Genomic DNA, 23,476 nt, shown 5'->3' with positions numbered 1-23,476 from the left:
TGCCCGAAAGACGATCATTCCGCCGCCATCCGCGCTTCGCGATCCGCCTTCCCCAGAGCATCCAGCAGCGCGTCCAGGTCGCCGTCGAGCACGGAGTCGAGGTTGTGCGCCTTGAACCCGATGCGATGGTCGGTGATCCGGTTCTCCGGGAAGTTGTAGGTGCGGATCCGCTCGGAGCGGTCCACCGTCCGGATCTGGCTGGCCCGGCCCGCCGCCGCCTCTTGGTCGGCCTGTTCTTCGGCCAGCGCCTGCAACCGCGCCGCGAGCACCTGCATGGCGCGCGCTTTGTTCTGCAGCTGGGAACGCTCGTTCTGGCAGGTGACCACGATGCCGGAGGGCAGATGGGTGATGCGCACCGCGGAGTCGGTGGTGTTGACGCCCTGGCCGCCCTTGCCGGAGGAACGGTAGACGTCGATGCGCAGATCCGACTCGTCGATCTGCACCTCTTCGACCTCGTCGGGTTCCGGATAGATCAGCACGCCCGCCGCCGAGGTGTGGATGCGGCCCTGGGACTCGGTCACCGGGACGCGCTGCACCCGGTGCACACCACCCTCGAACTTGAATCGCGACCACACGCCGTCACGCGTCGCGTCGCGGCTCTTGATCGACAGCGTCGCCTCTTTGTAGCCGCCCAGGTCGGACAGGGCGACGTCGAGAATCTCGACCTTCCAGCCGTGCCGCTCCGCGTACCGCACGTACATGCGGGCCAGGTCGGAGGCGAACAGCGCGGACTCCTCGCCGCCCTCGCCGGACTTCACCTCGAGCACCACGTCGTCACCGTCGTGCGGGTCGCGCGGGGCCAGCAGGTCGGCGAGGGTCTGTTCCAGCTCCTCGACCTGCCGTTCCAGATCCGGGACCTCCGCGGCGAACGCGGCGTCGTCGGCGGCTAGTTCCTGGGCGGCGGACAGGTCACCGCGCACCGTCTCCAGTTTGCGGTAGGTCGCCATGACCGGGGCCAGCTCGGCGAACCGCTTGCCGACCCGGCGCGCGGCGCCCGCATCGTTGTGCAGCGACGGATCGGCCAGCTGCGTCTCCAGGCCCGCGTACTCGGCCAGAATGTCGTCGATGGCGGACGGTTGCGTCACAGTGCTTCCTTCTCCCGGGTAGCTGTCCAGACAAAACACCGACGCCCGGCCTGCGAGCAGGACCGGGCGTCGGCGGGGAAGCTACTTGGCGTCGGCCTTCTTGCCGGCGCGCTTGCCGTAGCGGGCCTCGAAGCGGGCCACGCGACCACCGGTGTCGAGGATCTTCTGCTTGCCGGTGTAGAACGGGTGGCACTGCGAGCAGACCTCGACGGTGATGTGTCCCGACTCCTTGGTGCTGCGAGTCTGGAAGGTGTTGCCGCAACCACAGACGACCGTGGTGTCGACATACGTCGGGTGAATTCCTGCCTTCATGGGTGTCCTCTCGAGTTTGGTCGCCGGGTCGCCCCACGCGAATTCGCGCGAAGCGTGAACCGGAACCGACTAGGCGGGAGCTCTGCTCACCTGAGCAGACGCAACGACCGTTCAGTATGCCAGAACTGCCGTTACGCTCCCAAAACGCCCCCGGCGAGTGGTTTGTTCCCGCCCTAGGTACTCCCCCATCGTTCGCGCCCCTGGAAGTCCGGGCACGCGAATCGGCGCCGCCTCCGGGACGCTGAAGTCGGGTAGTCCGCTACTCACGAATGCGAACAGATCCGTTCATAGAGTTGCATACCTGGGTGCACATCGACGTGCCGAGACAGGAAGGAGACCTCGTGAACATCCGAATCGCGGCCGCGATTTTCGTTCTACTGACTCTCTCGGTCGCCGTCGGTTTGTCCGCACTCCCCGAAAACGCGCACTATCCGACGCCGGAGAACGCCGTGTACATCCAGGCCTCGGAATCCGCCGCCGCCCATGGCCCGGACGGCGGGCGCTGCGCACTGATCCTCGGTCTCCTGATCAGTGGCGCGGCCACGGTCGGCTTCGCCTTCTTCGCCCCGCAAACGCCGAAAGGGTCCCGCACCAGCGGGACCCTTTCGGCCGTTGTCATGGCGACAACTGATCAACTCCACGGCACCCGACCGGTACGGCCCGAGTACCCGCAGAGGCGGACGAGCCCGATGCTATTCGTCGAGCGCGCCCGGCGCGGTCTTGCTCACCTGCATCAAGAACTCGAGGTTGTTCTTGGACTTCTTCAGTCGGTCGATCAGCAGATCGATCGCCTGGTGCGAGTCCAGGCCGGACAGTACGCGGCGCAGCTTGTGCAGTACCGCCGCCTCGTCGGGGCTGAGCAGTAGCTCGTCCTTGCGGGTACCGGACGGGTTGACGTCCACCGCGGGGAACACTCGCCGCTCCGCGATCTTGCGGTCCAGCTTGAGCTCGGCGTTGCCGGTGCCCTTGAACTCCTCGAAGATCACCGTGTCACCGGTCGAGCCGGTCTCCACCATCGCGGTGGCAATGATCGTCAGCGAGCCGCCGTTCTCGATGTTGCGCGCCGCGCCGAGGAACCGCTTGGGCGGGTACAGCGCGGTGGAATCCACACCACCGGAGAGGATTCGGCCCGAGGCGGGCGAGGAGTTGTTGTACGCGCGGCCGAGCCGAGTGATCGAGTCGAGCAGCACGACGACGTCCCTACCCATCTCCACCAGGCGCTTGGCGCGCTCGATGGCGAGTTCGGCGACCGAGGTGTGGTCCGACGGCGGGCGATCGAAGGTCGAGGAGATGACCTCGCCCCGCACCGAACGCTGCATGTCGGTGACCTCTTCCGGACGCTCGTCCACCAGCACGACCATGAGGTAGACCTCGGGGTTGTTGGTCGCGATCGCGTTGGCGATGTCCTGCAGAATCGTGGTCTTACCGGCCTTCGGCGGCGACACGATCAGGGCGCGCTGGCCCTTGCCGATCGGCATGATCAGGTCGATCACGCGGGTGGTCAGCTTGTTCGGCTGAGTCTCCAGCCGCAGGCGCTGGTTCGGGTACAGCGGGGTGAGCTTGCCGAACTCGGGACGGCGCTTGGCCGCCTCGACGTCGCCGCCGTTGACCGTGTCCAGCCGCACCAGCGGATCGAACTTCTGGCGCTGGTTGGCCTGTTCGCCGTCGCGCGGGGCGCGCACCGCGCCGGTGATCGCGTCGCCGCGGCGCAGACCGTTCTTGCGGACCAGGTTCATCGACACGTAGACGTCGTTCGGCCCGGCCAGGTATCCCGAGGTGCGGACGAAGGCGTAGTTGTCCAGCACGTCGAGGATGCCCGCGACCGGCTGCAGGACGTCGTCCTCACGGATCTCCAGCTCGCGGGCCTCACCGCCGCCACCATCGCGGTCGCGCCCACGACGACGCTCCCGGAAGCGGCGTCCGCGCCGTCCGCGACCGCCTTCCTCGTCGTCGCCGCCACGGCCGCCCGCGCTGCCGTTCTGGCTCTGGCCACGCTCACCCTGGCCACGCTCACCGCGCTCGCCACGCTCACCCTGGCCACGCTCACCGCGCTCACCGCGCTCACCCTGGCCACGCTCGCCGCGCTCACCCTGGCCACGCTCGCCGCGCTCACCCTGACCGCGCTCACTCTGACGCTCGCCCTGGCCACGCTCGCGGCGGCGCTCGCCGCCCTGTTCGCTGTCCTGCTTCGGTTCGTCGGCACGCGTCTCGGCGGGCGCGGTCTCGGCGGATGCGGATCGCGCCTGGTCACGGCCACGCCGCTGCCGTCCACGACCACGCTGGCCGCTCTCTCGGCCGGACTCCTCGGTGGTCTCGGTCGCCTCGGTCGCCTTCGACGAGGCCGACTCGGCGGCGGGCGCGGAATCGGCGGGAGCCGTCTTCGCCGGGGCGGGAGCCTCGGTGGGCGCGGCCGAAGCCGCGGGCGTCACGTCGAGGGTCGCCTGCTCGGCCTTGGCGGGCGCCGACTCGGCGGGAGCGGCGTTCTTCGCGGGGGCATCGGCCTTGGCGGTTGCCGCGGACTTGGCCTCGCTCTTGGCGGGCTTTTCCACCTTCGCCGACTTTCCGGCGGCCTGATTTTCCTTGATGGCGGCGATCAAATCGCCCTTGCGCATTCCGGAGGTGCCTCGGATACCGAGCTCCCCCGCAAGCGCGCGCAACTGCGGCAACAACATTCCAGTCAGCCCCGATCGTGCGACGTCGGTGTTTTCGATCATCTTCGAAATCTGTCCGGATTCACTTTCGCGGTCGCCCGTCGGGTTCGATTCCACGCCGGGTGTCGCGAGCAGGTCCGTATCTGTCACGGAAATCCTTTCCTTCCCTCGATTGCCGTGTGCTGTTTCGAGGGTTCGTCCCGCAGCCCGGGCATTCTGCCGGACTGGGATGCGTCCGTCCGGGCGCTTTGTGCCGTATCACCTGCCCCGCCGGACCGGCGGCTTCTCCACCGTTGGTGAAAGGTGGGGAGAGATCATTCCAGTTGCGCAGCTACGCAGCACCCCCATGGCCTGGAGGCTCGAGCCTGGAGCCTGCTGGAGCGATTGCCCTGATGAAGCACCGGCGTCTGATGCGCACGATGTACGGACTTGCCCAGGATAGCTGTCCATTGCGAATCTCGGCAAGACAGACTCGCCGTCACTCGACCAGGACACCCTCGGCGATTCCCGGCTCCAGCACGCGCAAGCCGTCGACCGCCGCCAGTTCGCGGAGTTCCGCTGGAAATTCGCTGGTACCCAGGGCCAGGATGGTGGGTCCCGCGCCGGAGACGGTGGCCGCCATCCCCGCCGCGCGCAGGCGGGTGATCCAGGCGGTGGTCAGCGGTAGCGCGGGGGCACGCTGGGCCTGGTGCAGGCGGTCGGCGGTGGCAGGCATCAGCAGATCGGGACGCTGGGTGAGCGCCACCACGGCCAGCGCCGCGCGACTGACGTTGAACGCGGCGTCACCGTGCGGCACCACGTCGGGCAGCAGGCCGCGGGTGTGCGCCGTGGACGAGCGCTCCTCGGGGATCAGCACGAACGGCCGCAGCGCGGGATGCGGCTCGAGCCGCACCGCGCGGTAGACGCGACCGTGGTATTCCGTGCCCGGCGCCTCGTCGGCGGGGCGCTCGCTCTCGGTCCACGAGACCACGATCCCGCCGAGCACACTGGCCGCCGCGTTGTCCGGATGACCCTCGAATTCGGCGGCCAGCTGGACCATTCGGTCGGCCGAGGTGGCCAGCGCCGGGTCCAGCTTCGCGACCAGGGCGCACCCGGCGGCCAGTCCGCCGACCACCGCGGAGGCCGACGAGCCCAGCCCGCGGGAATGCGGAATCACGTTGCGGCACACCACATCGAGGCCGTCGGCCCACACCCCGGCCGACTCCAGGCCGCGCTCGATCGCGCGGACCACGAGATGCGAAGGGCCCCAGGGCACGTCGTCGGCACCCTCGCCCTCGACCCGGATGGTGAGCCCGGAATCGGTGGTGCGCACCTGGATCTCGTCGTAGATCCCCAATGCCATACCGAGCGAGTCGAACCCGGGACCGAGGTTCGCGGTGGACGCGGGCACCCGCGCGGTCACGGTCAGACCGGCGGGCAGCGTCGCGCTCATGAGCCGGCTGTCACGCGAAGTCAACTCAGGCCAGCTCTAGTTCGGCGGCGACCGCGACCGGGTCGACCGAGATCGGCTGCACCTGCGGCATGCCCGACAGCGCGGTGTCGGGATCCTTCAGACCGTTGCCGGTCACCGTGCACACCACGGTGAGGCCCGAGTCCAGCCAGCCCTCCTTGCGGGCGGCGAGCACACCGGCCACGCTGGCGGCCGACGCGGGCTCGACGAACACTCCTTCGGTGGCCGCGACCAGGCGGTACGCGTCCAGGATCTCCTCGTCGGTGGCCGCGCGGAACGCACCGCCGGACTGCTCCTTGGCCTCGACCGCGCCGTTCCAGGAGGCGGGCGCGCCGATCCGGATGGCGGTGGCGATGGTCTCGGGGTCCTTCACCGGAGCGCCGTTGACCAGCGGGGCCGCACCCGCGGCCTGCACGCCGAGCATGCGCGGCAGCCCACCGGTGACGCCGTCGGCGTGGTACTCCCGGTAGCCGCGCCAGTACGCGGTGATGTTGCCCGCGTTGCCGACCGGAAGGGCGTGCACGTCGGGCGCCCTACCGAGCACGTCGCAGATCTCGAAAGCCGCGGTCTTCTGGCCCTCGATGCGCGCCGGGTTCACCGAGTTCACCAGCCCGATGCTGGGGAAATCGGCGGTGACCTTGCGGGCGAGCTCCAGGCAGTCGTCGAAGTTGCCCTGCACCTGGATGATCTTCGCGCCGAGCATGACGGCCTGGGCCAGCTTGCCCATGGCGATCTTGCCCTGCGGGATCAGCACCGCACAGCTCATGCCCGCGCGGGTGGCGTAGGCCGCGGCGGATGCCGAGGTGTTGCCGGTGGACGCGCACAGCACCGCCGTCTGCCCGCGGTACTTGGCGTCGGTCATCGCCATCGTCATGCCCCGGTCCTTGAACGAACCGGTCGGGTTCAGGCCTTCGACCTTCAGATAGACCTCGCACCCGGTCACCTCGGACAGGTGCGGCGCGGGCACCAGGGGCGTGCCGCCCTCGTACAGCGTGACCGGCTCCCAGTCGGCTGCGCCCGCGAGCCGGTCGCGGTAGGCCGCGATCAGGCCCGGCCAGCGGGAGTGCACTCCTGCCTGTGGCGCGACGCCAGTCGTACTCATTCTTCGGTGCCTTCCAATCTCAGAACGCTGGTCACGGATGTGACGGATGCCATATCCGCCAGGGCGGCCACGGTCTCCGCGAGCGCCGACTCCACGGCGTGGTGGGTCACCACGACCAGGCGCGCACCCGAGCCGTGCCCTTCTTGACGGACGGTCGAGATGCTCACCCCGTGATTGGCGAATTCACCCGCCACCGCGGCCAGTACCCCAGGACGATCTTCGACCTGCAGGTTCACGTGATAGCGGGTGGGCGTATCGCCGATCGGCGCGATCGGTAGCTCAGCATAAACCGATTCGCCAGGAGCGCGACCCCCGTAGAACTTGTTCCGCGCGGCCATCACCAGATCGCCGAGTACCGCGGAGGCGGTCGGGGCGCCACCGGCGCCCTGCCCGTAGAACATCAGCCGCCCGGCGTTCTCCGCCTCGACGACCACCGCGTTGAAGGCGCCGGTCACCGCGGCCAGCGGGTGCTTGCGCGGAATGAGCGCCGGGTAGACGCGCACCGAGACACGCTCTTTGCCGCCGTCCTCCGGTCCCGGCTCGCCGGGGCCCGCGTCCACACGCTCGCAGATAGCCAGCAGCTTGACCGTGCAGTCGAGCGCCGAGGCGGTCTCCAGGTCCTCCGCGGAGATCCGCGAGATGCCCTCGCGGTACACGTCGGCGGCGGTCACCCGGGTGTGGAACGCCAGGGAGGCGAGGATCGCGGCCTTGGCCGCAGCGTCGTAGCCCTCCACATCGGCGGTCGGATCGGCCTCCGCGTAACCGAGCCGGGTGGCTTCGGCCAGCGTGGCCGAGTAGTCGGCGCCGGTCTCGTCCATCGCGGAGAGAATGAAGTTGGTGGTGCCGTTGACGATGCCGACGACCCGGTTCACCCGGTCGCCCGCCAGCGACTGGATCAGCGGGCGCACCACGGGGATGGCGCCCGCGACGGCGGCCTCGAAGTACAGGTCGGCGCGGCTGCGTTCGGCGGCCGCGGCGAGTTCGCCGGTGTAGTCGGCCAGCAGCGCCTTGTTCGCGGTGACCACGGATTTGCCCGCGTTCAGTGCGGCCAGGATCAACCGACGGGGCGGATCGATGCCGCCGATCACCTCGACCACCAGGTCGACGTCGTCGCGGGCGACGAGTGCGTCGGCGTCGGTGGTGAGCAGGTCCGCGGGGATGCCGCGGTCGGTGTCGAGGTTGCGCACGGCGACACCGCGCAGCACCACCGGGGCGCCGACGCGGGAACGCAGGTCCTCGGTGTGCTCGCGCAGGATGCGCACGACCTCGGTGCCGACATTGCCCATACCCAGGACCGCGACACCGATCGGGCGATCGGTCCCCCACGCACCCTTGTTCGCGTTCGCCGTCACGCTTCCACCTCCAAGCTGAGCAGGTCCGCCACCGTCTCCCGGCGCAGGATCAGGCGGGGCTTTCCGTCCCGTACCGCGACGACCGCGGGACGGGTCAACTGGTTGTACCGGCTGGACATCGAGTAGCAGTACGCGCCGGTGGCGGCGACGGCGACCAGGTCGCCGGGGCCGACATCGGCGGGCATCCAGGTGTCCCGGATGACGATATCGCCACTCTCGCAATGCTTTCCGACCACACGCGCGACCACCGGACCGGCCTGCGAGGACCGCGAGACCAGGCGGCAGTCGTAGTCGGCCTGATACAGCGCGGGCCGGATGTTGTCGCTCATGCCGCCGTCGACGCTCACGTACCGGCGGCGCAGACCACCGTCCAGCGAGACGTCCTTGATGGTGCCCACCTCGTAGAGCGTCACCGTGCCGGGGCCCGCGATGGCGCGGCCGGGCTCCACCGCGATCACCGGCGTGGGCAGCCCGGCGCGCTCCGCTTCTGCGGCGACCAGCTCGCGAAGGTTCGCGGCGAACTGGTCCAACGGCGGCGGGTCGTCCGACGGCAAGTACGAAATACCCAGTCCGCCACCGAGATCCAGCGTCGCGATCTGCGCGGTGCGCTCGACGCCGAACTTGTCGACGGCCTCGCGCAGCAGGCCGAGCATGCGCCGCGCGGCGATCTCGAAGCCGTCGATCTCGAAGATCTGCGAGCCGATGTGACTGTGCAGGCCGACCAGACGCAGATTGTCGGCGTCGAAGACGCGCGCGAGCGCCTCCATCGCGTCGCCGCCCGCGATCGAGAAGCCGAACTTCTGGTCCTCGTGCGCGGTCGAGATGTATTCGTGGGTGTGGGCTTCCACACCGACGGTGACGCGCACCAGCACGTCCTGCACCACGCCCGCGCGGCCCGCGACGGCTTCCAGGCGCTCGATCTCGATCAGCGAGTCGACCACCACGTGGCCGACGCCCGCGGATACCGCGGCTTCCAACTCCACGACCGATTTGTTGTTGCCGTGCAACGCGATTCGCTCGGCGGGGAAGCCGGCGTGCAGCGCGACGGCGAGCTCGCCGCCGGAGCACACGTCCAGCGAGAGGCCCTCGTCGCGGATCCAGCGGGCGACCTCGCCGCACAGGAACGCCTTGGACGCGTAGTGCACCCGCGCGTTCGTCCCGAAGGCGCGCACCATGTCGCGGCAGCGGGAACGGAAGTCGTCCTCATCGATGACGAACAGCGGGGTGCCGAACTGGGCGGCCAGCTCGTGCGCCGGCACGCCGGCCAAGCGGACGACACCGTCTTCGTCGCGCACCGCGTTGCGCGGCCACACGTTCGCGGGCAGGTCGATCATCTGCTTCGGATCGCTCGGACGCTCCGGCAGATTCGGCGCGTGCGGGATCTCGGCATGCCGGGGACCGGCGGGATGCGCGCTCATGCCTGCGCCTCGCTGACGCTCGGCCTCGGCATGACCGCGCGGGCGGCTGTGATGTTCACTGGTGCTTCCTTCCTCGCTCTGGTCGGCCGGCCGGTCACATGCGCTCCGGCGCACTGACGCCGAGCAGACCCAAGCCGTTGGCCAAGACCTGGCGTGTGGCGTTCACCAGAGTGAGCCGGGCGGCGTTCGTCGGCGAGACGGGGTCGTCACCCAGCGGCAGGACGCGCAGGTTCTTGTTGGTCTGGAAACGGTGGTAGGCGCCGGCCAGCTCCTCCAGGTAGCGGGCCACCCGGTGCGGTTCGCGCAGGCTCGCCGCGCTGCCCACCACGCGCGGGTACTCGCCGAGGGTGCGGATCAGCTCGCCCTCCTCCTCGGCCGACAGCAGCGCGAGATCGGGGGTGACGGCGTCGTACTCGAACTCGGCGGCGTTGCGCGCGATCGACGCGGTCCGCGCGTGCGCGTATTGCACGTAGTAGACCGGGTTCTCGTTGCTCTGGCTGGCCCACAGGTTCAGGTCGATGTCGATGCTCGAGTTCACCGACGAACGCACCAGCGAGTATCGCGCCGCGTCCACGCCGATCGCCTCGACCAGGTCGTCGAGCGTCACCACGGTGCCCGCCCGCTTGCTCATCTTCACCGCGACGCCGTCGCGCAGCAGGTTCACCATCTGCCCGATCAGCACCTCGACGGTCGCCGGATCGTCACCGAAGGCGGCCGCGGCGGCCTTCAGCCTGCCGATGTAACCGTGGTGGTCGGCGCCGAGCATGTAGATGCACAGGTCGAAGCCGCGGGCGCGCTTGTCCTGGAAGTAGGCGATGTCGCCTGCGATGTAGGCGGCTTTGCCGTCGCTCTTGATGACCACCCGGTCCTGGTCGTCACCGTATTCCGAGCTGGCGATCCACCAGGCGCCGTCCTTTTCGTAGAGGTCGCCGGAGTTCTTCAGCCGCTGCACGGCCTGCTCGACCGCGCCGGAGGCGAACAGCGAACTCTCGTTGAAGTAGACGTCGAAATCGGTGCCGAACTCGTGCAGCGACTCCCTGATGTGCGCGAACATCAACTCGACGCCCACCGCGCGGAACAGCTCGAGGCGCTCGCCCTCCGGCTTGCTCGGCGCGTCGGGATGCGCGGCGACGATCTTGTCGGCGATCTCGCCGATGTAAGCGCCCGCGTACCCGTTCTCCGGAGTCGGCGCGCCGGTGGCGGCCGCGACCAGCGAGGCGGCGAACCGATCGATCTGCGCGCCGTGATCGTTGAAGTAGTACTCACGCACCACGTCGGCGCCCTGCGCGGCCAGGATGCGGCCCAGCGCGTCGCCGACCGAGGCCCAGCGGGTACCGCCGAGGTGCACCGGGCCGGTCGGGTTGGCCGAGACGAACTCGAGGTTGATCCGGGTGCCCTTCAGCGTGTCGGCGGTGCCGTAGGCGGCGCCCGCGGCGAGCACCCGCTCGATGATCGCGCCCTGCGCGGAGGCGGCGAGGCGGATGTTCAGGAAGCCGGGCCCGGCGACCTCGGCGGCGGCGACACCGTCCGCGTCGGCCAGTGCGTCGGCCAGCCAAGTGGCCAGGTCACGCGGCTTGGTTCCGGCGCGCTTGGCCACCTGCATCGCGACATTCGTGGCATAGTCGCCGTGTTCCGGGTTTCGCGGACGCTCTACCGTGACCTCGTCGGGCAGGACCGCGGGGTCCAGTCCACGTTCGACAAGCACCTTCGCCGCGGTCGAGCGAAGGAGATCTGCAAGGTCAGCTGGAGTCACGAGTCTCTATCCTATGGTCTTGGCGGGTGTACACCTCTGGGTGGGCACTGCGCAGCCAGCGGATCCATCAACGTCGAAAGAGCACACTGAGCGATGCCTAGCAGTCCCAGCGCCAAATCGGCCAAGGCCGCCAAGGCCGCGGCGAAGTTGTCGGGTCCCCGCAAGGGGGGCAAACAAGGGCAGCTTCCGAAGAAGAATCGCCAGGTCCCCTGGCTGGCCATCGGCGCGGCCGTAGTAATCATCGCATTGATCGGCGCGCTGGCTTACAACCTGGTCCCCAAGTACCGGGAAAAGGCCGACCTGGAGAAGTACACGCCGAGCGCGCAGAAGAAGGACCCCTCGGACGGGATCGCGGGCGTGGTGAAGAAGGAATACCCCGCGGGCCTGCACATCGGCTCGAACCAGCGGGTGGCCTACGACCAGGCGCCGCCGTTCGGCGGCCCGCACGACCAGTCCTGGGCGACCTGCACCGGCGTGGTCTACAGCAAGCCGATCCGGGTGGAGAACGCGGTGCACTCGCTCGAGCACGGCGCGGTGTGGATCACCTACAACCCGGACAAGGTGAACGCCGACGGTATCGAGACGTTGAAGGCGAAGGTCGAGGGCAAGCCGTACACGTTGATGTCGCCCTACCCCGGCCTCGACTCCGCGGTGTCGCTGCAGTCCTGGGGGCATCAGCTGAAGCTGGACAGCGCGGAGGACAAGCGCGTCGGCCAGTTCATCACCGCACTGCGGCTGAACAACTACACCTATCCCGAGGTGGGCGCGGACTGCTCGACCATCGTCTTCGACACCGACAACCCGCCGCCGTTCGACCCGACGCCGCCCGGACCCGACGCGGTGCCGATGGACGGCAAGGGCCTGCAGCCGGACCCGTCCGAAGTCGGCGGTGCGCCCGGCGGGCTTCCGGGTGTGCCCGGCGTTCCCGGCCTCCCCGGGCTGCCCGGCATGCCCGGCGCTCCGGTGCCCGCGCAGCCCGCGCCCGCCCAGCCCGCACCCGCGCAGCCCGCACCCGGCGCGGGGCAGTAGTGTCCCGCGATCGCGAAGACGCCGGGGCCGACTCTCGCGAAGCATCCACTGGGGCTGACATTCCCGAATCGACCGCTGCGGCTGCCACTCCCGAAACACCGGCCGGTGCCGACTCACGCGTATCAACCGCCGAGGCCGGTACCCCGGAGGTACCCGCTGGGGCCGACGACCGCGCAACCCCGAGGGCCGGCAAGCCCGAATCCCGCACTTCCAGCGAGCACCGCGCCGCCGGATCCGACAAGCGCCGAGCCGCTGCATCCGACCCGCACGAAGCCACCGCATCCGGGCACGACGTCCCGGACGGATCCGATGACGACGCGTCGGCCGGTTTCAGCGGACAGTTCCGCCGCCAGCGCACGGCGCTGCTGATCCTCGGGATCATCGGCGCCATCCTGATCGGCTTCGCCATAGGCGTGCTGGCGCGGATTCCGCTGGACGGTTCGTCGGAGCCGGACCCGGGCGTGGTCGACGCCGGATTCAGCCAGGACATGTCGGCGCATCACGCCCAAGCCGTCGAGATGGCGGGCGTGGTGCTGGTTCGTTCCACCGACACCGAGGTACGGCGTCTGGCCTACGACATCCTGACCACCCAGCAGAGCCAGATCGGGCGTATGCAGGGCTGGCTGCAACTGTGGGGCGAGCCCGCGCAGGGCGTGGACGGATTCATGGGCTGGATGACCGAGCCCATGGGCGGACACGACCACTCCGGGACGAACGAGCCGCACCACTCCGGCCCGGTGCCCGCCATGCCCGGCATGGCCACGCCCGCCGAACTCGCGGCGCTGCGCCAGGCCACCGGCCCCGCCCTCGACACCATGTTCCTGCAGCTCATGCTGCGCCACCATGAGGGAGGGCTGCCGATGATCGACTACGCCGCCCAGCACGCGGCCACCACAGCGGTGCGCACCCTCGCCGAGACCATGGCGAAAACCCAGCGCGGTGAATCCGAGCTGATGACCACCATGCTCAGAACCCGCGGCGCCGCCCCCCTCCCCTGACCCGAATCCCCGCCGCCGTCCGCGCTTTTTGGCGGACGGCGGCCGATACGATAGGCTGACCCAGCCCGATCGGACCGCCTTCCAGGCCCCGACCGAGACCTATCCCGCCCTCGTAGCTCAGGGGATAGAGCGTCTGCCTCCGGAGCAGAAGGCCGCAGGTTCGAATCCTGCCGAGGGCACGTACGTGAAAGGCCCCCTGCCAGCTGGCAGGGGGCCTTTCTCGTTGCGATCTCGGCCTAGCTCGATGGATGTGACCGCATCAGCTGCTGCCGAACACACCGTTCGGTATCAGCTTGTGGAACATGCGCCACAGCGGATCATTGCCGCGGCCGCGGTCGTGATCCCCCCACCAATCATTGTCGCGGTCACTGCCCGGGAAGCCAGGACGGTCGTCCCACCGGTCATGCCTGATTTCGGTGCCGACCACGACGGGTGTCGCTGGATCGGCCGAGGCCGGAATCGTCGATATAGCCAGGGATGCAGCGGCGACTGCGCCGGCTACGACTGCGCGGATCAATATCCGACGCGGAGTAGTGAATGTGGTTGCCGAGAACACCGGCAGATCCTTTCTAGCGTCAGCGAAGGTACTCACCATGCCCTGATCTGCCTGAAGGCAACCGGAGCAGGTAGGAGATCGACGATGCCCACGTATGGCTGCCCCGGTCCCCCGGCCCATATCGTACGCATGTCCGATGTTGTCGTAGAAGTGGCGGTGTACGGGCAGTCACGCGGTGGTCCCGACCGGCCGAGCCGGATTCAGTCCAGTATGCGGTGACAGACGCTCGCATCTGCCCCACGGCCGTATGCCCGTTCGAAATCCTCATAGCCTGGATCTATCTTGCCGTCCAGGTAGTACGGGACAAGGGCCGCCTCGACGCTGTTGCACACCCACTTTTCACCCGATCCACTGTTTTGCAGTTGGAAAGTGATCCAGTGGTGGCCGATCAAAGGAGCGCCCGCCGTGGCCGTGCACTCACGACCTTTCACGGATCCGAAGTGCGGTAAGTCGAGCGTGTAGCTGCAGGTGTAAGTCGGCAGAACTTGTGCGGCAGCGGCGGGGGCGGCCACCAGACCGGCGGTGGCGGCCAGCAGGAGTGCAGGCAGCCCCAGGCGGACCAGACGGATTGTGCTCATCGCGGTTCCTGTTCGAATCGAAGTAATTGAATTGCGGGAAACGACTCACGAACGGCTTTCTCGCTCGCGTCGCGCGGTCAGATCGGACGACAGTTACTCGCGTCCACCCCGGCATTGAGCACCGCTTCGGCTTCGTAGGATCCCATTCCCGGATGGATCGGCTTGCCGAGGAACGGGAACGCGCCGCCGCACTCCCATTTCTCGCCGGTGACGCTGTTCTCCATCCGGACCGGGTAGAAATAACTGCCGTCCAGCGGCGCACCCGGCGACGCTGCGCACCTGCGCCCGCGCATCGAGCTGAATACCACGAAGTAATCCGTGATGGGCGTGTACTTGCAGGTGTAGGTCGGCAGCGGGGGTTGTGCCGCCGCGGTGGGAGCCGTCGCCAGGCCGGCACCAGCGGCCAGCATGAGCACGGGAAGCCCGAGAAGGGCAAGACGCGTTGTGATCATCAAGGCACCCTCACCGAGCGGCCTAAAGGAACCCTTAACGACTGGTAAGCAAGATCGACCGGTCGCGGCTTCCGTAGGAAATGATGACGAGCGGTACACCACGAAGAGGGCTGCACGACGTTCGACGCAGACATGTGCCACTCGCGGCTCGTCTACGCAGGAAGGTGAACGGCATTGGGTGACGGTGGGACTGGGCGAGTGTCCGCGCTGCGCTGGGTGGTGGTGGGAGTTGTCGCTGTCGCGGTGCTCGGGGGCGGTTTGTGGTTCGAGATCACCAGGGAGCGGCCGCCGTTCGATACGGACGCGGTTCCGGGGACTCAAGTTGTCTGGGTGACGGCGCCGGCCGGAGCCGACCGGGGGACGTTGGAACTGTGGCAGCGGGACCGGTTTCGACGGTGGGAGCGCACATTGGCGGTGCCCGCGTGGGTGGGCTCGGCTGGGATTTCCCGGGAGGCGAGGGAAGGCGCGGCGTATACGCCGGAGGGCACCTTCGCGTTGACCGAGGGCTTCGGCCGGTTGCCCGACGTAGGCGCGAAGCTTCCCTACCTGTCGGTGGACCCGTCGAACACCTGGTGGTGGGTGTCCGACACGGCGAGCCCGCTGTACAACCAGAAATATCAATGTGCCGAGGGCGGCTGCCCGTTCGACACCACTCTCAGCGAGAACCTCGGGCGCACCGACCCGCAATACAACTACGCGCTGGTCATCGACTACAACCGCTTTCCGGTGGTGCCGAAGCGGGGCTCGGCGTTCTTCGTCCACGTCGAGGCAGGCAGGCCGACCGCGGGCTGCGTCGCGGTCGGCGACGACGTCATGCGCACGCTGCTGACCACACTCGAGCCGTCGAGGAAGCCGGTGATCGGCATGTATCCGATCTGAATCGCCGCGGACCGCACACGCGGAGGAGGCGCGAAATACCTTGCTCGCAGACGAGAAAAGGGCTCCCGAACAGTCGGGAGCCCTTCGCTCGAGTGGTTCGGTGCCTTCTGCGGCACGGCGCTACGGCAGGGGTTCGGTGGGCTTGTCTGTGGCCGTCAGGACGCCGGCTTTGGTGAGGTAGGTGAAAGCGGGAGCGGTCAGGCCGGGCTGGAGGAAGTAGAAGTGGGCTTTGGTGAGGGTGCCGTTCTCGGCGGCGTCGCACAGGGCGTGCAGGGCGGTGGGATCGACGGTGAGGGCGATGAGCTTGCCCGCCTCGTAGTCCATCTCCACCCACTTCGCGTGGATGGCGGCGCTCATGACGCTGCCGGTGAAGTCCTCCCGGTCGGCGGCGGCGCTGAGGCCGAGCTCGAGGCCGTCGTCGAGGTCGGTCGGCGTGTGCTGCCAGCGGCCGAATTCCCACCAGCGCACGAAACTGACCGGGCCTTCCGCGCCACCGGGCAGCTGCGCCGTCGGTTCCACCGAGCGCACCCAGGCGGGCGCCGCGGCCAGCGGATCGTAGGAGGTCCCGGTGACCTCGTTGTCCTCGTCCCTCCCGAATAGCAGCGCGCGGTCACCGGGATATCTGACCAGTGAGTACCAATTGCCCTCACCGTCGTCGTTGATCAGCCGGCCGCCTTCCACTCTGGCCGTCTGCCCGATCTCCTGTCCGCTCGCGACCCGATCGGTGTGGGTCGCGGAGGTGATCACGTCCAAGACGGTCACACGCGCCCACAGCACCTCGGGATGCGGCAACTGAAATCCCATGCCGGGCAACGTATCACCGGCCCCCTACCGCGACAACCGGGCAGCAATCGGCCGGACAACCCGCTCGTCCGGTGCCGCACACCGCGGCAATCGGCCGGCCAAGGGCGCTCACAGGGATCTCCGAAGTTCTGACAAGACAGGCAAACTCGAGGCTACATGCTCGATCACTAAGGCTCCGGCGCGGCGGACTGCCGCGGACGCAGCGCATAGGCGGGGACCAACTGGTCGCGCACGTGCAGGTCCGGGCGGCCGTCGGCGAACTGGATGCTGTAGGTCACCCGGCCCATCCAGTCACCGTCGACGGTGGGCAACCAGTGCGTCAGGGTTCCGGGGCGCTCACCGCGCATGATGACGCCCGCGCCGTTCACATGCCGCGGAAGCCCCGGGTCGCGGACCAGGATCGCGTCCAGCCGCACCCAGACCGGCCGCGGCGGGTAGGTCAGCGTCCGGTAGTAGTGGCCGGTCCGGTTCGGGTAGACCAGCTCCGGTTCCGTGCCTTCGGTTCGCGGCGTTTCATCGCTTATCGAACCCATGTTCGAATGTTAGCCGGACATATGCGGCAAGCACCAGGCAACCCGACCGGGGGAATCCGACGACATGACGACGACCACAACTCCTGCTCGAAATTCAGCCAGGGATCTAATATGATCGTTCTAGAACAATCATATTAGAAGGAGTGCGACATGTCCGCGAAGTTCGAGGTCGTCAAGGGTTTCTACCTGGCGACGCAGACGGGTGACGGACCGGCGATCCTGGCGTTGCTGCATCCGGATTTCGAAGCCCGAACCGCACCGGGAATGCCGTGCGGGGCCGGGGGCGCCTTCCACGGCCCGCTCGCGGCGATGGCGCGAATCTGGGGCGCGGTGGCCCGGGATTTCGAAACCGCCCCGTACGACGAGACCTGGCAGGAGACCACGGACGGCACCGTCGTGGTGACCGGCCACTATCGCGGCGCGGCGCGCGGCACCGGCCGCGAATACGAGGCCGAATTCGTGCACCTGTGGCAGGTGGACGACGAAGGACGCATCACGCGGCTGCACCAGTACACCGACACCGCACGCTGGCACGCCGCGCTGACCGCATGACCACGCAGGCGGGACCGTTCGCCATCGGTCACGGCGACCTCGCGAACGGTCCGGTTCCGGTTTGGTTTCCGGTTGCCCGGGCACGCCCTTGCCGTAGCGATGCAGGCACCGGGGGTAGACACCGGAGGACGACATGGCTTACCCGCCGGGCGGGCAACCGCCGGATGAGCAACCGCACCACCCGCAACAGCCATCTCCTGGCTACGTCCCGCCTCCGCCGGGCGCGGGCTATCCGCCACCCGGTTATCCACAGGCCGGATACCCGCCGCAACCACCGAAGCAGAGCCACACCGGCTTGATCGTCGGCCTGGCGGTGATAGTCGCCCTGGTGGTCGCGGGGGCGGTGATCGCGGGCGTGTTCTTGACCTCGCAGGGCCGAGGTCCGCTCGCCTCGGACGAGAAGCGGATCGAGTTGTCGATTCGCGACTTCTACGAGACCCTCGACACCCGCGGCTTCAGCGCGGCGGCCGAGCAGGCGTGCGCACGCGAGCGCGCCGCGTTCGAGGCGATGACCGAGCGCGAGAAGAACGAATTCGACAGCACCTCCGTCGCGGTCACCATCGATAGGATCGAGGGCATCGTCGTCACCGGGGACACCGCGACCGCGAAGGTCACCGGCAAGCTCACCGTCGCCGTGCCCGGTGAACAGCCCGATACCGAAACCAGCACGACCGAGCACCTGAAGAAGGAAGACGGCAAGTGGAAGGTCTGCTCCGCGGAGGGCACGCGCTGATCGAATGCACGCACCCATGAGTTGCTGCGGGCCGAACCGCAGAACCGTTCTCGGGGCGCTCGGCCTCGCCGCACTGCTTCCCCTCGCCGGACGAACGAAAACTCGGGCACAGCCGAATTCCGCCGTCGCCACCGATCTCGAAGTGGTGACGATCACCGACACCTCGGTGATCCTCACCTGGACCACGCTCGCGCCCGACCCGGCCGGTCGGCTGATCCCCGTCGACGCCGACACCCGGGTGCGGATCGGTCCCGCCGACTCCGCGCGCGAACCGGTGCCGGTATTCGCCGACGACCGCCCCACCCCGTTCCACTACGCCGAGATCGATGGGCTCGAACCGGGCCGCGCCTACCGTTTCGAGGCCTGGTCGGCGGGCCTGCGCGCCACGCCGGCGCTGTCGCTGACCACCTCAGATCCCGCCGCACCGGAAGCCCGCGGCGAGTTCACCACTTTGGTCCCGCCGCCCGGCCGCAGGCTGCGCACGCTGGCGCTGGCCAACGACGTGCACTACGGCGAGCAGGTCAGCGGCTTGATCGTCGGCGACCTGCCGCCCGGCTTCCGGCAGGCCCCCCACCTCGCGCCCTATCCCGAGGTGATGCTGGCCGCCGTACTGGACGACTTGCGCCGCCCCGACCGCGGGGCCGAACGCCTGCTGCTCGCGGGCGACCTCACCGCCGAAGCCTCCGAACACGACACCCGCACGGTGCGGGCCCGGCTCGACGCGTGGGGGTCGCTGGGCCGGGACTACCTGGCGGTGCGCGGCAACCACGACCGGCCGCACATCGGCGCCGAATACGCCGGCTGCGCGCCCGCTCCCGCCGATCACCGGGATTGCTGGGCCGACGTCTTCTCCGCGCGGCAGCAACTGGTCGAACACGAGATCGGCGGCCTGCGGCTGCTGGGCGTGGACACCAGCCGGCTCGACGGCGCGGGTGGGTCCATCGAACGGCCCCAGTTCGATCACCTCGCCGAACGCCTGCGCGCCGATCCGGACCGGCCGACGCTGCTGTTCGGCCACCACCCGGTCACGACCGAGTCCGGGCTGACCAACCTCGCCGGGCCGGGATTCGTCCTCGACGGACGCGACAGCGCCGAACTGCAGACGCTCTACACCCGGTCTCCCGGCGTCTTCCTGCATCACAGCGGCCATACCCATCGCAACCGCCGCACCAGACCGGACGCGTCGTGTGCGGTGGAGTTCCTGGAGGTCGCCGCGGTCAAGGAGTATCCCGGCGGCTACAGCCTGCTGCGTCTCTACGAAGGCGGCTACATGGTCAATTTCTACAAGACCCGCACCGAGGAAGCGCGGCGCTGGAGCGCGCTCACCCGCGGCGAGTATTTCGGGCTGCTCCCGGACTACACGCTCGGCACCTGCGCCGACCGCAATCACGTTGTGCTGCGCGACTTCTCGGGGCTGCGGTAGCCGCCGAGGAAATTCGCCACATCCGGGAACGGTTTGCGCACGTCGAACGCGGTATCTTCCTTAGGCAAGCCTCAACATACGTACGAGGAACGCGGTCGGAAGGACGAGGATGAAGCCGGTCAGATGGAAGACGATTGCCGCCGGATCGGCCGTCGCCGTGGCGGCGCTCGGCATCACGGCTTGCTCGGATTCCTCGGACGACGCGAACGAGATCACCGTCTACAACGCGCAGCACGAATCGCTCACCAAGGAGTGGGCCGAGGCGTTCACCAAGGAAACCGGCATCAAGGTGACGTTGCGCCAGGGCGGCGACACGGCGCTGGGCAACCAGCTGGTCGCCGAGGGCGCGGCCTCGCCCGCCGACCTGTTCCTCACCGAGAATTCACCCGCTATGGCGCTGGTGGAGAACGCGGGCCTGTTCGCCGACGTGAACGCCGAGACCCTGGAGCAGGTGCCCGCGCAGTTCCGTCCGTCCACCGGCAAGTGGACCGGCGTCGCCGCTCGCTCAACGGTTTTCGTCTACAACAAGAACAAGGTCCAGCCGGGGCAGCTGCCGGCCTCGCTGCTCGATCTGGCGCAGCCGCAGTGGAAAGGCCGCTGGGGCGCGGGCGTGTCCGGCGCCGACTTCCAGGCCATCGTGGCGGCCCTGCTCGCGCTGAAGGGTGAGGACGTGACCCGTGCCTGGCTGAAGGGCATGAAGGAGAACGCGACACCCTTCCCGAACAACGTCGCGACCATGAAGGCGGTCAACTCCGGCAGCCCGGACGGCGGCGTCATCTACCACTACTACTGGTACCGCGACCAGGCGAAGACCAAGGAGAGCAGCGCCGACACCGCCCTGCACTACTTCAAGAACCAGGACCCGGGCGCCTTCGTCAGCGTCTCCGGCGGCGGCGTGCTGAAGGCGAGTAAGAAGCAGGAGGCGGCGCAGAAGTTCCTGGCGTTCATCGTCGGCAAGGCCGGGCAAGAGGTGCTGCGCGACGGCACGTCGCTGGAGTACCCGGTCGCGAGCGGTGTGGCCGCGAACCCGGCGCTGCCGCCGCTGGCCGACCTGCAGGCCCCGGCCGTCGACCCGTCGAAGCTGGACTCGAAGAAGGTCACCCAGTTGATGACCGAAGCGGGCCTGCTGTAGCCGTGGCGCTGCGGACCGTTGTGACGGCGCCCAAGGTCGGCAGGCCGGGGCCGGTCGTCACGATCGTCGCGCTGCTGCTGGTGGCGGCGACGTTCGTACCGCTCGGATACATCGTTTCGACGGTCTTGTCCACCGGCCTCGATCAGGCGGCCGAGCTGGTGTTCCGGCCCAGAGTCGGTGAGCTGCTCGGCAATACGGCCGCTCTCGTGGTGTGCACCGTGCCGATCTGCGTGGCGCTCGGCGTCGGGCTGGCCTGGGTGGTCGAACGCACCGATGTTCCGGGGCAATCTTGGTGGGGGCCGGTTTTCGCGGCGCCACTGGCGGTGCCCGCGTTCGTCAACAGCTATGCCTGGGTCAGCGTCTTCCCGACCGTGCATGGGCTGTGGGCGGGTGTGGTGATCTCGACGATGTCCTACTTCCCGCTGGTCTACCTGCCCGCGGCGGCGACACTGCGCCGCCTGGATCCCGCGGTGGAGGAGTCGGCGCGGGCGCTCGGCTCCGGGCCGGTCGCGGTGTTCGCGCGAATCGTGCTGCCGCAGTTGCGCTTGGCCGTGCTCGGCGGCGGGCTGCTCATCGCACTGCATCTGCTCGCCGAGTACGGCGCCTTCGTGATGGTCCGGTTCGACACGTTCACCACGGCCATCTTCGAGCAGTACCAATCCAGCTTCGCCGGTCCGGCGGGCAGCATGCTCGCCGGTGTGCTCGTGCTGTGCTGCCTGGCGCTGCTCGGGGCGGAGGCCGGGCTGCGCGGCCGGGCGCGCTACGCGCGAATCGGCAGCGGGGCGCCGCGCGCCGCGACCCGGATCCGATTGGGCGCCGGCACGGTACCGGTCCTGGCCGTGCTCGTCGCGGTGACGGCGGGCGCGCTCGGCGTGCCGCTGTGGACCATCGTGCGCTGGTTGCGCATCGGCGGAACGGCGGTATGGGACCTCACCGACATCGGCGACGCACTCGGGCAGACGGTGGCGCTCGCGGCCGTCGCCGCGCTGCTCACCACACTGTGCGCGTTCCCGGTCGCGTGGATCGCGGTGCGTTCCACCTCGGCGTTCGCCCGGCTGGTCGAGGGCGCCAACTACATCACCAGCTCGCTGCCCGGCATCGTGATCGCGCTGGCCATGGTGACCGTGACCATCCGGTGGGCGCCCGCGCTCTACCAGACGGCGAGCATGGTGATCGCCGCCTACCTCTTGCTGTTCCTGCCCCGGGCCCTGGTCAGCGTGCGGGCCGGGCTCGCCCAGGTGCCGGTCGGCCTGGAGGAGGCGTCCCGATCGCTGGGCAAGTCGGGGCCCGCGACGTTCTTTCTCGTCACGCTGCGTCTCGCGGCGCCTGCCGCGGCTGCCGCCGCCGCGCTGGTGTTCGTCGCCGTGGCGACCGAACTGACCGCGACACTTCTGCTGGCGCCCAACGGAACTCGCACGCTGGCGATGCGATTCTGGAGTCTGTCCGGCGAATTGGACTACGCGGCCGCGGCACCGTACGCCCTGATCATGATCGTCACCGCGGTGCCGGTGACGTATCTGCTGTTCACCAACTCGCGGAAGGCGGCCGGGATATGAGTCGCGTTGTCGTCGCCGATGTGTCGAAGACCTTCGGTCACAGCCGCGTGCTGAGGGGTATCAGTCTCGACGTGCCGGACCGCACCGCGACCGCCGTGGTCGGCTCGTCCGGTTGCGGCAAGACCACGCTGCTGCGGGTCATCGCCGGATTCGAGGCGCCGGATACGGGCTCGGTGTCGATCGGCGCGGAAACCGTTGTGGGCGATCGGGGGACGGTGCCGCCGCAGCGGCGCAACATCGGCTACGTCGCGCAGGACGGGGCGCTGTTCCCGCACCTGACCGTCGGGCAGAACATCGCCTACGGGCTCGGCCTGCGCCGCCGCAACCGGCAGCGGGTGCACGAGCTGCTGGAGATGGTCTCGCTGGACGCGTCCTATGCCGATCGGCGGCCGCATCAACTCTCCGGCGGCCAGCAGCAACGCGTCGCGCTGGCCCGCGCGCTGGCGCGCAAGCCGTCGGTGATGCTGCTGGACGAGCCGTTCAGCGCGCTCGACGCGGGGCTGCGCGCGACGACCAGGCAGGCCGTGGCCGACACGCTGCGCGCGGCGGGCATGACCAGCATCCTGGTGACCCACGACCAGGAGGAGGCGCTGAGTTTCGCCGAGCAGGTGGCGGTGATGCGAGACGGGCGCTTCACCCAGGTCGGCACGCCGGAGGAGGTTTACGCCACGCCGAAGGACCTGTTCACCGCCCGCTTCCTCGGCGACTGCGTGCTGCTGGATGCGGTGGTGGAAGCCGACGTGGCCAAGTGCGCGCTCGGGCGGATCCCGGTGCAGCGCAATGCCCCGGCCGGGACCGTGACCGTCATGCTGCGGCCGGAACAGCTTGTGGCTCGCGCCGTTTCAGCGGGCGAGCGGGAAAGCGGGCAGGTCAGCGCGGTCGAATTCCGCGGCGCCGATGTCATCCTGACGATCGATCTCGACGGCGCCACCACCCCGGTGCGGGTACGCCGGGCCAGCGTCGACGCTCCGGCCACCGGCCGGCGGGTGCGCATCGAAGTGCTCGGCTCGGCGGTGGCGTACGCCGAGCCGGACACCGCCTGAATCCACATCCAGCTGCCGCGATCGTGGACCACCCCGAGACGCCTCGAAGTGCTCGGCTCAACGGTGACGTGCGCCGAGCCGAGCA

Annotated in this window: 22 protein-coding genes and 1 tRNA gene; 10 read left to right on the top strand and 13 right to left on the bottom strand. The window is 68.9% G+C overall.

The features are described from left to right. Positions 1-14: 14 nt before the first annotated feature. The 8 genes from prfA to argS all read right to left on the bottom strand — a co-directional run bounded on the left by prfA (position 15) and on the right by argS (position 11,123). Positions 15-1,085 carry a peptide chain release factor 1 gene (gene prfA / locus IU450_RS17025; protein WP_195150738.1) on the bottom strand — a complete coding sequence of 357 codons (1,071 nt, stop codon included), beginning with the start codon at positions 1,083-1,085 and terminating at the stop codon, positions 15-17. Between the two features lie 81 nt (positions 1,086-1,166). Continuing rightward, the gene (gene rpmE / locus IU450_RS17020) at positions 1,167-1,397 is read right to left on the bottom strand and encodes a 50S ribosomal protein L31 (protein ID WP_039796334.1); all 231 of its coding nucleotides are present in this window, start codon (positions 1,395-1,397) and stop codon (positions 1,167-1,169) included. A 692-nt stretch (positions 1,398-2,089) separates the two neighbouring features. Beyond that, a complete protein-coding gene (gene rho, locus IU450_RS17015) occupies positions 2,090-4,198 on the bottom strand; it encodes a transcription termination factor Rho (protein WP_195150737.1) in 2,109 nt (702 codons plus the stop codon). A 328-nt stretch (positions 4,199-4,526) separates the two neighbouring features. Beyond that, entirely contained in the window at positions 4,527-5,480 is a 954-nt protein-coding gene (gene thrB / locus IU450_RS17010) for a homoserine kinase (protein ID WP_195150736.1), read from the bottom strand. Between the two features lie 25 nt (positions 5,481-5,505). Next, entirely contained in the window at positions 5,506-6,600 is a 1,095-nt protein-coding gene (thrC, locus tag IU450_RS17005) for a threonine synthase (protein WP_195150735.1), read from the bottom strand. Further along, entirely contained in the window at positions 6,597-7,952 is a 1,356-nt protein-coding gene (locus IU450_RS17000; RefSeq protein WP_195150734.1) for a homoserine dehydrogenase, read from the bottom strand. Before IU450_RS17000 ends, thrC begins: the two co-directional genes overlap by 4 nt. Next, the gene (gene lysA, locus IU450_RS16995; RefSeq protein ID WP_195150733.1) at positions 7,949-9,370 is read right to left on the bottom strand and encodes a diaminopimelate decarboxylase; all 1,422 of its coding nucleotides are present in this window, start codon (positions 9,368-9,370) and stop codon (positions 7,949-7,951) included. The genes IU450_RS17000 and lysA overlap by 4 nt, the downstream gene beginning before the upstream one ends. A gap of 94 nt (positions 9,371-9,464) precedes the next feature. Next, positions 9,465-11,123: an arginine--tRNA ligase gene (gene argS, locus IU450_RS16990; RefSeq protein WP_195150732.1), complete on the bottom strand. Its 1,659-nt coding sequence runs from the start codon at positions 11,121-11,123 to the stop codon at positions 9,465-9,467. Between the two features lie 93 nt (positions 11,124-11,216). Between argS and IU450_RS16985 the strand changes: the two genes are divergently transcribed. The 3 genes from IU450_RS16985 (at position 11,217) to IU450_RS16975 (ending at position 13,329) form a co-directional block, all read left to right on the top strand. After that, positions 11,217-12,152: a DUF3105 domain-containing protein gene (locus IU450_RS16985; protein WP_195150731.1), complete on the top strand. Its 936-nt coding sequence runs from the start codon at positions 11,217-11,219 to the stop codon at positions 12,150-12,152. A gap of 362 nt (positions 12,153-12,514) precedes the next feature. Then, entirely contained in the window at positions 12,515-13,150 is a 636-nt protein-coding gene (locus IU450_RS16980) for a DUF305 domain-containing protein (protein ID WP_195150773.1), read from the top strand. A gap of 106 nt (positions 13,151-13,256) precedes the next feature. Then, positions 13,257-13,329, top strand: a tRNA-Arg gene (locus IU450_RS16975). An 80-nt stretch (positions 13,330-13,409) separates the two neighbouring features. Here IU450_RS16975 and IU450_RS16970 read toward each other — a convergent pair. The 3 genes from IU450_RS16970 to IU450_RS16960 form a co-directional block, all read right to left on the bottom strand. Further along, on the bottom strand, positions 13,410-13,706 hold the full coding sequence (locus tag IU450_RS16970; RefSeq protein WP_195150730.1) for a hypothetical protein: 297 nt from the start codon (positions 13,704-13,706) through the stop codon (positions 13,410-13,412). A gap of 200 nt (positions 13,707-13,906) precedes the next feature. Continuing rightward, positions 13,907-14,284, bottom strand: coding sequence for a hypothetical protein (locus IU450_RS16965; protein WP_195150729.1), 378 nt, complete (start codon positions 14,282-14,284; stop codon positions 13,907-13,909). A 77-nt stretch (positions 14,285-14,361) separates the two neighbouring features. After that, a complete protein-coding gene (locus IU450_RS16960; protein WP_195150728.1) occupies positions 14,362-14,736 on the bottom strand; it encodes a hypothetical protein in 375 nt (124 codons plus the stop codon). A gap of 174 nt (positions 14,737-14,910) precedes the next feature. Between IU450_RS16960 and IU450_RS16955 the strand changes: the two genes are divergently transcribed. Next, on the top strand, positions 14,911-15,615 hold the full coding sequence (locus IU450_RS16955; protein WP_195150727.1) for a L,D-transpeptidase family protein: 705 nt from the start codon (positions 14,911-14,913) through the stop codon (positions 15,613-15,615). A gap of 120 nt (positions 15,616-15,735) precedes the next feature. On the opposite strand, the gene IU450_RS16950 is transcribed toward IU450_RS16955, so the two are convergent. After that, complete coding sequence (locus IU450_RS16950) at positions 15,736-16,419, bottom strand: hypothetical protein (protein WP_195150726.1); 684 nt, start codon at positions 16,417-16,419, stop codon at positions 15,736-15,738. 167 nt (positions 16,420-16,586) lie between these two features. Continuing rightward, the gene (locus IU450_RS16945; protein WP_195150725.1) at positions 16,587-16,952 is read right to left on the bottom strand and encodes a hypothetical protein; all 366 of its coding nucleotides are present in this window, start codon (positions 16,950-16,952) and stop codon (positions 16,587-16,589) included. A 150-nt stretch (positions 16,953-17,102) separates the two neighbouring features. Here IU450_RS16945 and IU450_RS16940 point away from each other — a divergent pair, with 150 nt between their 5' ends. From IU450_RS16940 to IU450_RS16915, 6 genes are all read left to right on the top strand, one after another. Beyond that, positions 17,103-17,504, top strand: a complete 402-nt coding sequence (locus tag IU450_RS16940; protein ID WP_195150724.1) for a nuclear transport factor 2 family protein — start codon at positions 17,103-17,105, stop codon at positions 17,502-17,504. Positions 17,505-17,637: 133 nt separating this feature from the next. Continuing rightward, on the top strand, positions 17,638-18,237 hold the full coding sequence (locus IU450_RS16935; RefSeq protein ID WP_195150723.1) for a hypothetical protein: 600 nt from the start codon (positions 17,638-17,640) through the stop codon (positions 18,235-18,237). A 4-nt stretch (positions 18,238-18,241) separates the two neighbouring features. Continuing rightward, positions 18,242-19,660, top strand: a complete 1,419-nt coding sequence (locus IU450_RS16930; RefSeq protein ID WP_228834659.1) for a metallophosphoesterase — start codon at positions 18,242-18,244, stop codon at positions 19,658-19,660. 109 nt (positions 19,661-19,769) lie between these two features. Next, on the top strand, positions 19,770-20,792 hold the full coding sequence (locus tag IU450_RS16925) for an iron ABC transporter substrate-binding protein (RefSeq protein WP_195150722.1): 1,023 nt from the start codon (positions 19,770-19,772) through the stop codon (positions 20,790-20,792). 2 nt (positions 20,793-20,794) lie between these two features. Further along, complete coding sequence (locus IU450_RS16920) at positions 20,795-22,348, top strand: ABC transporter permease (RefSeq protein ID WP_195150721.1); 1,554 nt, start codon at positions 20,795-20,797, stop codon at positions 22,346-22,348. After that, the gene (locus IU450_RS16915) at positions 22,345-23,391 is read left to right on the top strand and encodes an ABC transporter ATP-binding protein (RefSeq protein ID WP_195150720.1); all 1,047 of its coding nucleotides are present in this window, start codon (positions 22,345-22,347) and stop codon (positions 23,389-23,391) included. Before IU450_RS16920 ends, IU450_RS16915 begins: the two co-directional genes overlap by 4 nt. The last annotated feature ends 85 nt before the right edge of the window (positions 23,392-23,476 follow it).

Origin of the sequence: Nocardia abscessus (assembly GCF_015477775.1) — a bacterium.
In the GTDB taxonomy this organism is placed as follows: Bacteria; Actinomycetota; Actinomycetes; order Mycobacteriales; family Mycobacteriaceae; genus Nocardia; species Nocardia abscessus_A.
The sequence above is the reverse complement of the archived record's forward strand: the minus strand, read 5'-3'. Positions and strand labels throughout refer to the sequence as shown.

Coding starts and splice junctions, on each gene's coding strand:
- rpmE (WP_039796334.1), bottom strand. CDS start 1,397: ATGAAGGCAGGAATTCACCCGACGTATGTCGACACCACGGTCGTCTGT.
- thrB (WP_195150736.1), bottom strand. CDS start 5,480: ATGAGCGCGACGCTGCCCGCCGGTCTGACCGTGACCGCGCGGGTGCCC.
- thrC (WP_195150735.1), bottom strand. CDS start 6,600: ATGAGTACGACTGGCGTCGCGCCACAGGCAGGAGTGCACTCCCGCTGG.
- lysA (WP_195150733.1), bottom strand. CDS start 9,370: ATGAGCGCGCATCCCGCCGGTCCCCGGCATGCCGAGATCCCGCACGCG.
- IU450_RS16985 (WP_195150731.1), top strand. CDS start 11,217: ATGCCTAGCAGTCCCAGCGCCAAATCGGCCAAGGCCGCCAAGGCCGCG.
- IU450_RS16965 (WP_195150729.1), bottom strand. CDS start 14,284: ATGAGCACAATCCGTCTGGTCCGCCTGGGGCTGCCTGCACTCCTGCTG.
- IU450_RS16960 (WP_195150728.1), bottom strand. CDS start 14,736: ATGATCACAACGCGTCTTGCCCTTCTCGGGCTTCCCGTGCTCATGCTG.
- IU450_RS16950 (WP_195150726.1), bottom strand. CDS start 16,419: ATGGGATTTCAGTTGCCGCATCCCGAGGTGCTGTGGGCGCGTGTGACC.
- IU450_RS16945 (WP_195150725.1), bottom strand. CDS start 16,952: ATGGGTTCGATAAGCGATGAAACGCCGCGAACCGAAGGCACGGAACCG.
- IU450_RS16940 (WP_195150724.1), top strand. CDS start 17,103: ATGTCCGCGAAGTTCGAGGTCGTCAAGGGTTTCTACCTGGCGACGCAG.
- IU450_RS16935 (WP_195150723.1), top strand. CDS start 17,638: ATGGCTTACCCGCCGGGCGGGCAACCGCCGGATGAGCAACCGCACCAC.
- IU450_RS16930 (WP_228834659.1), top strand. CDS start 18,242: ATGCACGCACCCATGAGTTGCTGCGGGCCGAACCGCAGAACCGTTCTC.
- IU450_RS16925 (WP_195150722.1), top strand. CDS start 19,770: ATGAAGCCGGTCAGATGGAAGACGATTGCCGCCGGATCGGCCGTCGCC.
- IU450_RS16915 (WP_195150720.1), top strand. CDS start 22,345: ATGAGTCGCGTTGTCGTCGCCGATGTGTCGAAGACCTTCGGTCACAGC.